This is a genomic window from Mycolicibacterium sarraceniae, assembly GCF_010731875.1.
GTDB lineage: Bacteria > Actinomycetota > Actinomycetes > Mycobacteriales > Mycobacteriaceae > Mycobacterium > Mycobacterium sarraceniae.
Genome location: NZ_AP022595.1, coordinates 2668705 through 2681611 on the forward strand (window position 1 = coordinate 2668705; position 12907 = coordinate 2681611).

Annotated in this window: 9 protein-coding genes and 1 pseudogene; 6 read left to right on the forward strand and 4 right to left on the reverse strand. The window is 68.0% G+C overall.

What is annotated here, in order from left to right; translation table 11 throughout:
* Positions 1-20 precede the first annotated feature (20 nt).
* The gene (locus tag G6N13_RS13485; RefSeq protein WP_163697731.1) at positions 21-410 is read left to right on the forward strand and encodes a (deoxy)nucleoside triphosphate pyrophosphohydrolase; all 390 of its coding nucleotides are present in this window, start codon (positions 21-23) and stop codon (positions 408-410) included.
* A gap of 12 nt (positions 411-422) precedes the next feature.
* Positions 423-1637 (forward strand): cytochrome P450, encoded by a 1215-nt coding sequence (locus G6N13_RS13490; protein WP_163697733.1) that lies wholly within the window; start codon positions 423-425, stop codon positions 1635-1637.
* A 121-nt stretch (positions 1638-1758) separates the two neighbouring features.
* Here G6N13_RS13490 and G6N13_RS13495 read toward each other — a convergent pair whose 3' ends face one another.
* The gene (locus G6N13_RS13495) at positions 1759-2262 is read right to left on the reverse strand and encodes a hypothetical protein (RefSeq protein WP_163697735.1); all 504 of its coding nucleotides are present in this window, start codon (positions 2260-2262) and stop codon (positions 1759-1761) included.
* On the opposite strand from G6N13_RS13495, the gene G6N13_RS25720 reads away from it, so the two are divergent.
* The 4 genes and pseudogenes from G6N13_RS25720 to G6N13_RS13515 all read left to right on the forward strand — a co-directional run bounded on the left by G6N13_RS25720 (position 2255) and on the right by G6N13_RS13515 (position 9537).
* Positions 2255-5110 (forward strand): hypothetical protein, encoded by a 2856-nt coding sequence (locus G6N13_RS25720; RefSeq protein ID WP_163697737.1) that lies wholly within the window; start codon positions 2255-2257, stop codon positions 5108-5110. The two genes, G6N13_RS13495 and G6N13_RS25720, sit on opposite strands and share 8 nt — an antisense overlap.
* A 59-nt stretch (positions 5111-5169) precedes the next feature.
* Positions 5170-5691: pseudogene (locus G6N13_RS13505) on the forward strand (hypothetical protein).
* Positions 5688-7592 (forward strand): translational GTPase TypA, encoded by a 1905-nt coding sequence (gene typA, locus G6N13_RS13510; protein ID WP_163697739.1) that lies wholly within the window; start codon positions 5688-5690, stop codon positions 7590-7592. Before G6N13_RS13505 ends, typA begins: the two are co-directional and overlap by 4 nt.
* A 31-nt stretch (positions 7593-7623) precedes the next feature.
* Entirely contained in the window at positions 7624-9537 is a 1914-nt protein-coding gene (locus G6N13_RS13515) for an ABC transporter family substrate-binding protein (protein WP_163697741.1), read from the forward strand.
* 17 nt (positions 9538-9554) lie between these two features.
* Here G6N13_RS13515 and G6N13_RS13520 read toward each other — a convergent pair whose 3' ends face one another.
* The 3 genes from G6N13_RS13520 to G6N13_RS13530 all read right to left on the reverse strand — a co-directional run bounded on the left by G6N13_RS13520 (position 9555) and on the right by G6N13_RS13530 (position 12897).
* A complete protein-coding gene (locus G6N13_RS13520; RefSeq protein WP_163697744.1) occupies positions 9555-10502 on the reverse strand; it encodes a hypothetical protein in 948 nt (315 codons plus the stop codon).
* A gap of 128 nt (positions 10503-10630) precedes the next feature.
* Positions 10631-11671 carry a hypothetical protein gene (locus G6N13_RS13525; RefSeq protein ID WP_163697746.1) on the reverse strand — a complete coding sequence of 347 codons (1041 nt, stop codon included), beginning with the start codon at positions 11669-11671 and terminating at the stop codon, positions 10631-10633.
* 209 nt (positions 11672-11880) lie between these two features.
* A complete protein-coding gene (locus tag G6N13_RS13530; protein WP_407663727.1) occupies positions 11881-12897 on the reverse strand; it encodes a methyltransferase domain-containing protein in 1017 nt (338 codons plus the stop codon).
* Positions 12898-12907 lie beyond the last annotated feature (10 nt).

Genomic DNA, 12907 nt, shown 5'->3' on the forward strand with positions numbered 1-12907 from the left:
CGGTAGTACCGTCAGGCGCGATGTCCACCCAGATCGTTGTCGCCGGTGCCCTGATCTCCGGCGCGACGCTTCTGGTGGCCCAGCGACAACGGCCACTGGAGCTCGCCGGCCTCTGGGAACTGCCCGGCGGCAAGGTCGCGGCGGGGGAAACCGAAGCCGACGCGCTGGTGCGGGAGCTGCGCGAGGAACTCGGGGTCGACGTCATCGTCGGCGCGCGGCTCGGCGCTGACATCCCGATCGGGCAGTCGTTGATCCTGCGCGCCTACCTCGTCACCCACACCGGCGGCGCCCTGCATCCGCACGATCACCACGCACTGCGTTGGGTGGGCGCCGCCGATCTGGATTCGCTCGACTGGGTGCCCGCCGATCGCGCCTGGCTGCCGGAGCTGTCGAAACGCCTTGGTGCGTGAGCGCGCCGCCCTATGATCTGGGGCGTGCTCACGGACGTCACCGCCGACGTCGACCTGATGGACGGGCGGTTCTACGCCAGTACTGCGGCGCGCGATGCCTATCGTTGGATGCGCGAACACCAGCCGGTCTTCCGGGACCGTAATGGCCTGGCCGCCGCGGCCACCTACCGCGCGGTGATCGACGCCGAACGTCAGCCCGAACTGTTCTCCAACGCCGGCGGTATCCGCCCGACGACGCCTGCGCTGCCGCACATGATCGATATGGACGATCCCGCACACCTGTTGCGGCGCAAACTGGTCAATGCCGGTTTCACCCGCAAACGCGTGCAAGCCAAGGTGAAATCCATTGAGGGACTCTGCGATACGCTGATCGACGCGATCTGTGAGCGCGGTGAATGCGATTTCGTCCGTGACCTTGCCGCACCGCTGCCGATGGCCGTGATCGGTGACATGCTCGGCGTCGTCCCCGAAGATCACGCCACCCTGCTGGCCTGGTCCGACGATATGGTGATAGCGCTGAGTTCGGTGGCTTCCGAGGAGTCATTGCTGCTGGCGGCCAATGCGCTGACGGCTTACAACGAGTTCATGGCCGGGTTCGTCGAGCAACGTCGCCGAGAGCCTGCCGATGATCTGGTCAGTGTTCTGATCAATGCCGAGGTCGACGGCCAGCGGCTCACCGACGAGCAGATCCTCGCCGAGACACTGCTGATCCTGATCGGCGGCGATGAGACCACCCGCCACACGCTGTCCGGTGGAACCGCCGAACTGAGTCGCCACCGGAATCAATGGGAAGCGCTGCGCGGCAACGACACGCTGCTGCCCGCCGCGGTCGAGGAGATGTTGCGCTGGACCTCGCCGATCAAGAACATGTGCCGAACTCTGACTGCCGACACTAACTTTCACGGCATCACCCTGCACGCGGGCGAAAAGATGCTGCTGCTGTTCGAGTCGGCGAACTTCGACGAGACGGTCTTCGGTGACCCCGACGTGTTCCGCATCGACCGCGCCCCCAACAACCACGTCAGCTTCGGCTTTGGCACCCACTTCTGCCTCGGTAACCAACTGGCCCGCCTGGAATTGACGGCCATGACCCGGCGTGTGCTGGCACGGCTACCGGACCTGCGCCTGGCCGACGGCGCCGAACTGCCGCTGCGCCCTGCCAATTTCGTTAGCGGGCTGGAGGCCATGCCCGTCGAATTCACCCCGGCCGCGCCTATTTCCAGCTGAGGCTGTCCGACCCCTAGGGGTGCTCCGCCGGGTAGCGCGCTAACCGCTTTCAGCAAACTGTCCGAGGCGTGGTTCCGTTGCGATATCGTGCTCACGCGAGGCGGCACATTCGGCTGCGCGATCATGCGGGGGGAGTCGCGAGGATGAGTTCGACCAACGGTAACCGATCAGGTGTGGTGGCCACGGAATTGCGCTCACTGCCGGTGGAATTCGGCGGGTTGACTCGCCCGGCGTTCGCTCCGCGAGGCCGCCTGACACTCTTGGGCTGGGTCGGCGCATCCGCGATTGCCTTCGGTGTGGGCGCGACCATCGCCTCGACGCCGGTGGCAGCGGCCGATACGACAGGTTCGACGGCGTCGAAGGGCTCGGCTGCGTCGAGCGCGCCGACCAACAGCAAGCCGTCGGCCCCCAGCCGACATGCCGGATCACCGGGGGCCACACCGGGTTCGCGGGCGTCCACGCGCGTGTCGACATCTGGTGTCTCACGCGACGGCAGCACAGCGCCGCGGCAACCGGCGATATCGACCACGGCGAGCAGTACGGCCCAAGCGAGCAGTACGGCCCAAGCGAGCAGTACGGCCCAAGCGAGCAGTACGGCCCAAGCGAGCAGTACGGCGTTGTTCACCGTGTTCTTCGGCAATGGGACGGCCGAGCATCCCAATGGCGGGATCATTCTGGGCAACGGCTATTCCTGGACAGCGCAGACATGTCCCACCGGCGCGTGCCAGGGCGGCCGCGGCGGAATCGTGGGCAATGGCGGCGACGGCTTCAACGGCGGAAACGGTGGCGCCGCAGGCTGGTTCGGCAACGGTGGATTCGGCGGCAACGGCGTGGCAGAGGTCAACGGCGGCCGGGGCGGCGCCGGTGGCGCCGGCGGCATGCTGTCGGGTAACGGAGGCGGTGGCGGTGGCGGCGCAGACGGGGTGAGCGCCGGGGCGGCCGGCGGTCGCGGTGGCTCGGCGGGTCTGTCGGGCAATGGTGGTGCGGGTGGCGTCGGTGGTGTCGCGCAAGACTCCGACGATCCCGGTGGCACCGGTGGTGCCGGCGGTGCCGGTGGGGCCGGTGGCCTGCTGTCCGGTAATGGCGGTGCGGGTGGTGCCGGCGGGAATGCGATTCCGATGGACGCCACCGGTGGCGTCGGGGGTCGTGGCGGCGACACCGGGCTGTTCTCGCTGTCGGGCATCGGCGGCGTGGGCGGCAACGGCGGCAAGGCCACCAATGGCGGCAAGGGCGGCAACGGCGGAGGTGGAGGACTGTTCTCGCTGTACGCCCAGGGCGGTACCGGCGGCGCGGGTGGCGCAAGCCCCTACAAGGGATTCGGAACGGACCACGGCGGCGACGGCGGCAACGGCGGAACCGGTGGACTGTGGTCGGGCAATGGCGGCGCCGGCGGTGCCGGGGGTAATGGCGGTGGCGACGGTGGTAACGGCGGTGGCGTCGGCATGCTTTCGCTGGCGGGTAGCGGCGGCAGCGGTGGCGCCGGAGGTCAGGGTCAGGTTGGCAACCCCGGCGTCAATGGCGCCCAGGCGAGCCCCAACGGCGGAGCCGGGGCTCCCGGCGGTGCCGGTGGCAGCGGAGGCAACGGCGGCGCGGGCAGCCTGATCTTCGGGCGGGGCGGTGACGGTGGCAGCGGTGGCGCCGGCGGCGTCGGGGGCGGCGGCGGTAAGGGCTTCAACCGCCCCACCGTCGACATCGGCGGAATCCAGCTGCCCGGAGGTGATGGTGGTATCGGCGGCGACGGCGGAGCCGGCGGTGCGCGCGGCGGCACCGCAGGCAAGGGTGCCTTCCTCTTCGTCATCGCCGCCAACGGTGTCGGGGGAGCAAGCGGTCCCGGCGGCCAAGGTGGTGCCGGCGGCGTGGGCGGTAGCGGCGGCTCGACGCAGGACTATTTGACCCCGGGCGGTACCGGCGGCACGGGCGGTGCCGGTGGCAAGGGCGGTCGGGGCGGTGGTGCCACGGCGACCTACACGGCCAGTGCCGGCGGCGAGGGTGGTGCCGGTGGTGCCGGAGGTCCCGGCGGCTGGGGCAGCACCCCGGGCCAGGGTGGTGCCGCCGGTGCTGGTGGTAGCGGCGGTGCGGGCGGCGTGGGCTCTGCCACGCAACTCGGCGGTGCCGGGGGCGCCGGCGGCGACGCCGGAGTTGGTGGTGCCGGTGGCCCGGGGTCAGGGGTGGCTCAGACGGGTGCCACCGGCGGTCCGGGTGGTACTGGTGGCGATGGCGGCCCCGGCGGGGCCAGCGGCGGTGCCGGCGGCGGGCAGGGCGGTGCACCCGCTGGAGGCGGTGCCGGCGGCCCCGGCGGTGCTTCCTTCTTCGGTGCCACGGTCGGTCAGAATGGCCCGAATGGCCAGCCCGGTCAGCCGGGTGACCCGGGTGACGCGACGTTGTCGACGCTGGCGGCACCCAGTGTTGCCCGCCAATCCGCCAGTGCCGCCGCCACACCCGTCAGCATCGAGTCGTTCTTCACCGATCTCTCGCGACTGCTCGCCTACATCTTCTTCAATCGTGCGCCGGGCGCCCAGGACAGTCAGAATTACCCCGATAGTGAAGGCACGATCACCGGGACGGTGATTGGGTTCCCCAACAACGGGTTTGGCGTGAGTTACACCATCGCGAGCTACCCGAGATATGGCGAGCTCGTGGTGGACCCGGTGACCGGTGCGTACACGTATACGCCGAACGCGGCACTGGTCAAACCCGGATACACCGACAAGTTCACCGTCATCGTCGACAACGGTGCCGGTGCCCAGTTGCCGGGAGTGTTAGGCCTCGTCCAAGGCGCGCTGCACGGTTTCGCGATTCGCGCGGGCCTGTCGGCCGGGGACACATCCGAAATCACAGTCTCCATAACGGGTTACGGAGACGGGAAATTCGGCGACAAGGCCAACTCGCAGTACGCCACCACGCAGTCCTACCTGAACTGCACGCTGATGGCGACCGCGGCGGCGATCGCGCAGGCGACCGGCGGCGCTGCGCGGCCGAGCGAAGACAGAATGATCGAGCTGGCCAAGACGACCAACAGCGTCTCGACGCCGGGCGCAAAGATGTATCTCAGCGAAAACACCGCCGAAGGGGTTTCGGTGGAAGACGCGGTGGCGCTGATGCAGAAGTACTACGGGCTCACCGCCGCGACGTCGCACTACGAGTTGGATCCGCAGGCTGCCATGGCCGACCTGCAGGCGGCCTTGGCCAACGGCAAAACCACCATGGCCACCGTCTCCATCGCCCTGATCTGGACTGCCGTGCCTGGTGCGGTGACGATGGCGAACCCGAGCTACACGACGCTGGATCACGAAGTCGTGGTGATCGCAGTGGATCTCACCGAAGGCGTGGTGTACCTCAACGACAGCTCGGCAACCAGCGTCGTCGACCGATCACACATCGGGGCCGGTATGAAGGTGCCGCTGGGCGCCTTCCTGGCCGGCTGGAACACCAGCAAGTACGAGCTGACCGTCGTCGACCCGAAGGTGCCCTAGCACCTGAGCACGTCCCGGGTGACTCGCACATCGGCGAATTCCCGCGGGTGATGGGCGGCATGCAGCGGGTGCATGAGCACCGGGTGGCGGCGGTGCCCACGACGACGATGATCGCGACTGCTCCCAGGTTCTCCTCGGTCGCCGGAGCGGGCGCCGCCAACTGGCTGTGTTTCATCGGCTCGTGGTTTTCACCAGCGCGGCCTGGATGCAGCTGATGCTCAGCAAGCCGAAACTGGAATGGCTCTCGGCGGCAATCCAATTCGTGGGAACCCTGTTGTTCAACATCAGCACCGGTGCCGCGGTGTGGGCGCATGCGACCGGCGTGCGGCGGCACTACGTCTGGGCCCCCGGATGCGCTGGGCTCGCGAGACTGGCAGGCCGAATGGATCACCATGATCGGGTCGATCGCCTTCGGAGCCTCCGCGGTGGGGGCATTCGTCAGGCGGACCGGGATCACCGAGGATGCACTGCTGGCGAACGTCGGCACCTTCTTCGGTGCGCTGTGTTTCCTTGGTGCAGCCCTGCTCGTACTTCCCCGTTTTCGCAAAAGGGCACCTGCGCTGCGAGAATCAGGCACGTGAATAACCAAGACTTCCGCAATGTCGCCATCGTGGCGCACGTCGACCATGGCAAGACCACGCTGGTGGACGCCATGTTGCGGCAGTCCGGTGCCCTGACGCACCGCGGTGACGACACGATCGAACGCCTGATGGACTCCGGTGACCTGGAGAAGGAAAAGGGCATCACGATCCTGGCCAAAAACACCGCGGTGCACCGCCAGCACCCCGATGGGTCGATGACTGTGATCAACGTCATCGACACCCCCGGTCACGCCGACTTCGGTGGCGAGGTGGAACGCGGCCTATCCATGGTCGACGGGGTGTTGCTGCTGGTCGACGCCTCGGAAGGTCCGCTGCCGCAAACCCGCTTCGTGCTGCGCAAGGCGCTGGCCGCGCACCTGCCGGTGATCCTGGTGGTCAACAAGACCGACCGGCCTGACGCCCGGATCGCCGAAGTCGTCGAAGAGAGCCACGATCTGCTGCTCGACGTCGCCTCCGACCTGGACGAGGAGGCGCAGGCCGCCGCGGAGAAGGCGCTCGACCTGCCCACGCTGTACGCATCCGGCCGCGCTGGCATCGCCAGCACCACCCAACCCGCCAATGGCGAGAACCCCGACGGCGAGAACCTCGACCCGCTGTTCAACGTTCTGCTTGAGCACATCCCGCCGCCGCAGGGCGACCCCGAGGCCCCGCTGCAGGCCCTGGTGACCAACCTCGACGCGTCGGCGTTCCTCGGCCGGCTCGCGCTGATCCGCATCTACAAGGGCCGCATCAAGAAGGGTCAGCAGGTGGCCTGGATGCGTGAGGTCGACGGCCACCCCGTCATCACGAACGCCAAAATCACCGAGCTGCTGGTGACCGAGGGCGTCGAGCGCACGCCCACCGAGGAAGCCATCGCCGGTGACATCGTCGCCGTCGCCGGTATCCCCGAGATCATGATCGGTGACACGCTGGCCGATCCGGACCACGCGCACGCGTTGCCGCGGATCACTGTCGACGAGCCCGCGATCTCGGTGACCGTCGGCACCAACACCTCACCGCTGGCCGGTAAGGTCTCCGGTCACAAGCTGACTGCGCGAATGGTCAAGTCCCGCTTGGATTCCGAGCTGGTCGGCAACGTCTCCATCAAGGTCGTCGACATCGGTCGTCCGGACGCCTGGGAGGTCCAGGGCCGTGGTGAACTCGCGCTGGCCGTGCTCGTCGAGCAGATGCGGCGTGAGGGCTTCGAGCTGACCGTGGGCAAACCGCAGGTGGTCACCCGCACCGTCGACGGCAAGCTGCATGAGCCCTTCGAGGCCATGACCATCGACTGTCCCGAGGAGTTCGTCGGTGCCATCACCCAGCTGATGGCCGCGCGTAAGGGCCGGATGGAGGAGATGACCAACCACGCCGCAGGGTGGGTGCGGATGGACTTTATCGTGCCCAGCCGCGGCCTGATCGGGTTTCGCACCGACTTCCTGACGCTGACCCGCGGCACCGGTATCGCCAACGCCGTGTTCGACGGCTATCGGCCGTGGGCCGGCGAGATCCGGGCCCGTCACACCGGCTCGCTGGTATCGGACCGCTCCGGTCAGATCACCCCGTTCGCGATGATCCAGCTCGCCGACCGCGGGCAGTTCTTCGTCGAACCGGGGCAGGACACCTACGAGGGCCAGGTCGTCGGGATCAACCCGCGGGCCGAGGACCTCGACATCAACATCACCCGCGAGAAGAAACTGACGAATATGCGGAGCTCCACCGCCGATGTGATGGAGACGCTCGCCCGGCCGCTCGAGTTGGGCCTCGAGCAAGCCATGGAGTTCTGCGCCGACGACGAGTGCGTCGAGGTGACGCCGGAGATCGTCCGGGTGCGTAAGGCCGAACTCGACGCCACCAGTCGAGCCAGGGCCAAGTCCCGCGCGAAGGCGAGCAACAAGAGCTGACCGGGCCGCACACAGTCGTATCGCTACTCTGATGGGCGTGCCGACCCGAAGACGCAGCCTGCGAACTGTGGCTGTGTTCGTGTCCACGCTGGTCACGGCCGCGTGCACGGTCAGCCCCCCGCCCGCACCTCAGAGCACCGACACGACGAACGCGCCGGCACCCCCGCCGCCGAAGGCGACCCAGATCATCATGGGCATCGACTCCATCGGCGCCGGCTTCAACCCGCACCTGCTCTCGGATCAGTCCCCGGTCAACGCGGCCATCAGCGCGCTGGTCCTGCCCAGTTCGTTTCGGCCGGTGCCCGACCCGGCCACCGCGACCGGATCACGCTGGGAGATGGACCCGACGCTGCTCGTCTCGGCCGAGGTCACCAACCAGAACCCGTTCACCGTCACCTACAAGATCCGCCCCGAGGCGTCCTGGACCGACAACGCCCCGATCGCTGCCGACGACTTCTGGTACCTGTGGCGGCAGATGGTCAGCGAACCCGGCGTGGTCGACCCGGCAGGCTACGATCTGATCACCGGTGTGCAGTCGGTCGAGGGTGGCAAGACCGCGGTGGTCACGTTCGCTCAGCCGTACCCGGCGTGGCGCGAGCTGTTCAACGATCTGCTGCCCGCTCACATCGTCAAGGACGTGCCGGGTGGTTTCCCGGCCGGCTTGGCCCGCGCGCTCCCGGTGACGGCCGGACAGTTCCGGGTGGACAACATCGATCCCCAGCGCGACGAGATCCTGCTGGCACGCAACGACCGGTTCTGGGGACCGCCTGCCCATCCCGATCAGATTCTGTTCCGCCGCGCCGGTGCGCCCGCCGCGCTGGCCGATTCGATCCGCAACGGCGACACCCAGGTGGCCCAGGTGCACGGCGGCTCATCGGCGTTCGCGCAGCTGTCGGCCATTCCGGATGTGCGGACCGGGCGGATCGTCACCCCGCGGCTCATGCAACTGACGCTGCGGGCTGCCGAGCCCAAGCTCGCGGATCCGGCTGTGCGCAAAGCGATCCTGGGTCTGCTGGACGTAGACCTGCTCGCCGCGGTGGGTGCAGGCAGCGATAACACCGTCACGCTGGCCCAGGCTCAGGTCCGCGCCCCCAGCGATCCCGGCTACGTGCCGACCGCGCCACCGGCGTTGGGCCGGCAGCGCTCGCTGGAACTACTCGAGCAGGCCGGCTTCCAGATCGACCGCACCCCGACCGAATCGCCGGTGCCGTCGCCGCCGTCGGCGGGCTCCCGCGCCGCCCCGCCGCAGCCCGGCCCGCCGGAGATCACCCGCGGCCGGATCAGCAAGAACGGCGAGACGCTGTCGCTGGTGATCGGGGTGGCCGCCAATGACCCGACGGCAGTAGCGGTCGCCAACACCGCGGCCGATCAGCTGCGCAGTGTGGGTATCGCCGCGACCGTGCTGGCGCTGGACCCGCCGGTGCTCTATGGGGATGCGCTGGCCAACAACCGCGTCGACGCGATCGTCAGCTGGCATGCGGCGGGCGGTGACCTGGCCACCCTGCTGGCTTCCCGCTACGGCTGCCCGGCCCTGCGGGCCAGCACCGTTCCCGCCACGCCGGTGCCCACAGCCACTACATCGCCGACCCCGTCATCGAGTCCATCGCCGAGCGTGACTACTACGACCACTACAACCGCCCCGACCGCCGCGCCGGCACCTGCCCCGGAGTCCGGTGCGCTGGTGCAGGCGCCGTCGAACCTGACCGGCATCTGCGATCGCAGCATTCAGCCCAATATCGATGCTGCCCTTGATGGTTCGGCCAAGATCGACGACGTCGTCAATCTGGTCGAACCACGGTTATGGAACTTATCGGCGGTGCTGCCGATCCTGCAGGACACCACGATCGTCGCGGTCGGCCCGAGTGTGCAGAACGTGAGCCTGACCGGGGCGGTGCCGGTCGGCATCGTCGGTGATGCCGGCCGGTGGGCGAAGACCGCGCAGTAGAGCGCTGCGCGGTAGGCCTAGCCGGCCTTGTGTGCGCGCTTCGAACTGGTGGCTGCGCTCTTCTTCGGGGTGGCGGGCTTGGCGCTGGTATCGGTGGTCGAGCCGGCGCTGGCCGAGCCCGAATTCAGCTTGTTCACCCGCGATGCTGCCGTCGGGGCTGGGACCGTCGGGATCGGTCGGGTGGTCGCCCCGGGCCCGCCGGTGAGGTCGGCGTAGATGGTCGAGCGCCCCTCGTTGATCTCGTTGACGAGGTCGGTGGTGGCGGTCCGGACCGAGTCCTGGATCGGCGCCCGGCCCGCGTTGAACGCGGTGACGACATCACCCGTCTGGGCCAACGTCCCCGCGAACACCGTCGCACCCTCGACCACGCCGCCGACGATCGTCAGCGGCCCGGTCACCAGCGCCTGGGCGGCGATGTTGACCGTGTAATCGATGGCATGTTTGTAGGCGGCGAAGGCCCGGTCCAGAGTCGCGCGCAGCGCGAACCCGCCATCGGGGGTTCGCGGCGCGGTGAGCAAGCTGAACGTATTCGTGATCGGCACCTGGAGGGCGAGCAGGGCGACACCGAGCGCCTGCGCGACGTTCCGTCCGGCCTGCAGCGCGGCGACGAACGCGACCGGGCTGGAGATCAGCCCTTGACCCAGCCCGACGAGGCCCCACCCGGTGAACGGCGCGTGCGTCGGTGCCGGTGCCGGAGTGTTCGGGCCGAGGCAGTAGGTCGCACACTGCTGCGTGCTGCCGAACAGGATGGGCGCCGCGGCGAGGATGTCGCCGAGCACGTTGATGCCGATCTGGTAGGGGATGGCCCCGAAAGCCGGCACGGTCAGGTTGGTGAGCTGAATATCGGGCATGTGTACGGTCGCGATCCGCGCGTCCTGGCTGGGGACCAGGGGACTAACGGCGATGACGCCCGCCCCTGCGAGCGCGATGCTGGTTCTGTAGAGCGAGCTGAGTGCGGCAGGCATATTAGGCCCCTCCCCCCGTAGTGAGCTGGTCAGCGAAAGCTACTTTAGAACAACCTGAGGAGGGGTGAATTTCGACCTAGTGAAGCGGGTCGTTTGAGTTTGCAACCACTAGCCGGTGGGAGCCGGCGTCACTCAGTAGATGAGCCGGAAGCCGTGGTGGTCTTCGTATCCCGGCTCGACGGGGCCGTGGGCCGTGTCGGAGCTGCCGGCTTTCCGGTGCTCGGGGTGCGGGTGGACGTCGGAGTCTGCGCGGCGCCGTCGGTGCCGGGTGCTGGTGATTCGGTCGTTTGGTCGGATTGACCTGACTCGTCGGTCGACTGCGGTGTGGCGGCGGCGCGCCGGACGCCGGCGGCCGACAGAGTGATGGAACGGTTGCGGCTCGAGCTGCCCTTGGTGTCCTGGTTGGTGCTCGCCGGCGTACTCTCGGCGGTCGCCTGCCGGGTATCGGTGCCGCTGCTCTGCGGTGCGATGACGCTGGCCGCAGTGGCGGGCGGCACCGTCGGCACCTGGCGGCCGAAGAGCACGTTCCTGATCCCGTCGACGAGGATCTGAACGGGACCCAGGACCGCCTTGATGGCCGAGCGCACCGTGTCCAGCGCACCCGAGATATCGCCGTTGAGGAGATCGATCACCGCGGTGAAGACAAACTCCGGTGCACTGATGATGACGTCGACCGCGGCGTATGCCGCTTCGGAGACTTTTCCGCCCAGGTACGAGGTGTCGGCGACCAGGCCGCTGAGTACCTGCTGAACGTTCGTTTGCACCGGAGCGGCAAACGCCGTGGAAATAGCGGGTGTGGCGTTGGCCGATTCAACGAAGGGGGCGGGGAGGGGTTCGGGCCGGTAGGCCGTTCGGTCGGGAAGGGCCGCTTCGGCCAGCACTTCGGGGGCGGACTCCGAGGCGACCTCGCGGCTGATCCGGTCGGCGTCGGCGGCCAGCGCGGCCAGGATTTGCGCGAGCGCCGGGGCAAGGCCTCCTGGCGGAAGCTGCGGTGAAAGTGCGCTGAGCAGCGATTTATCTGAGGGGCTGAGCAGGTCGGGGCTGGTCGACAACTGCGTCGTCGAGATCTGCATGTCCCTGGATGGTGGCGCGACGGGGTTGGCGACGACCACAGCGGCCGCCGTCAATGCCAGTCCTGTGGTGAGGAATGGCCCCAAGGCCCGTCGCATGCCGTCTCCCTTCGCTGTTTGCGGCATGGCTAAAAAAAGACGATACCTGAGAAGAGGCTGATAAGGCTAAAGACTCATCCTGAGAATTTTTGCCATCGTGTCGACGCGAGTCGTCCGGGGCCTGGGAGAGATTCCTTGCGGGCTAATCCGCCGTGCAGGGCGTCTCACGTCCAGCTGCAGAGTCTCGGCGCCCATGAAGAGCGGGGGTGTCACCATTTCTGATACACCAGCCACCGCATCTCGATCGGGCGGTCCGAGCGCGGAACGTCGAACACGTCCTGGCCGCTGACCCAATCGGCATACCAGCTGGTAGGAGGCCATGATTCGGCCGGCAGATGCTCTCTTTCGTAGTCGAAGACCGACTCGTCGGACACCAGAATCAGCGGGAACCCGACCAGCGCGTCGGCTATCTGCGACTGGGTGAAGATCGTGGTGTAACACTGCTGGCCCATCTGGAGCGCGCTGTCGTCGGGTGTGTAGTCCCGGTGCGCGACGAAGGCGTTGAACACCAGCCGGCCGCCCGGCGCGAGGCACTGCGCGGCCAGATCGAACACGCCGCGCAGCTGATCCGTCGAGCGAAAATCCGAGACCACCTCCGACAGCACGATCAGCTGGTAGTCGCGGCGCAGATCGTCGCGCGTCGCGAAGATGTCGCGTTGCAGCACGCGCACGGTCAACGCGTCCTCCTGCGCGCCGGCGAGGATGGCCTCGGCGAACGACGAGGTCATCTCCACCACGTCGACGGGATGTCCGCGCCTGGCCAGGGCCAGGGCATTGCGCCCGGTTCCGGCGCCCAGATCGAGGATCGGATAAGTCCGGGGATCGGCCGCCTCGCCGGCCAGGTTCCACACCCGGGCGTCGGGCTCGGAGCCGAACAGCGGTGGTTCGCGCGTGGCGATCCAGTTCTCGTAGGCGCCTTCGACCGACCACCACCGGCACTTCACGTGGTAGTTGACCACCAGTCCCACCGGCGCTTCATAGCTGATCACGATCTCCGAACGCGGTGACGCGGCGAAGGCCTCATTCAACTGGTCGTCGAGGATGGAGCGAAGATTGTCGACCTGCTCGTCGGTGAACCCGCGGCCCAGGCTCTCGAAGAGACGGAGGCACATCGTCACATAGTGTTCGAGCATGCCGGGTACCGCGGGCACGGTGATCTCACCGGTGGCGATCGCCCGCCTGTGCAGTCGGCGGGCCATTGCGTTTTCCAGCGGCGAGTTTTCCACGAGAGATCTT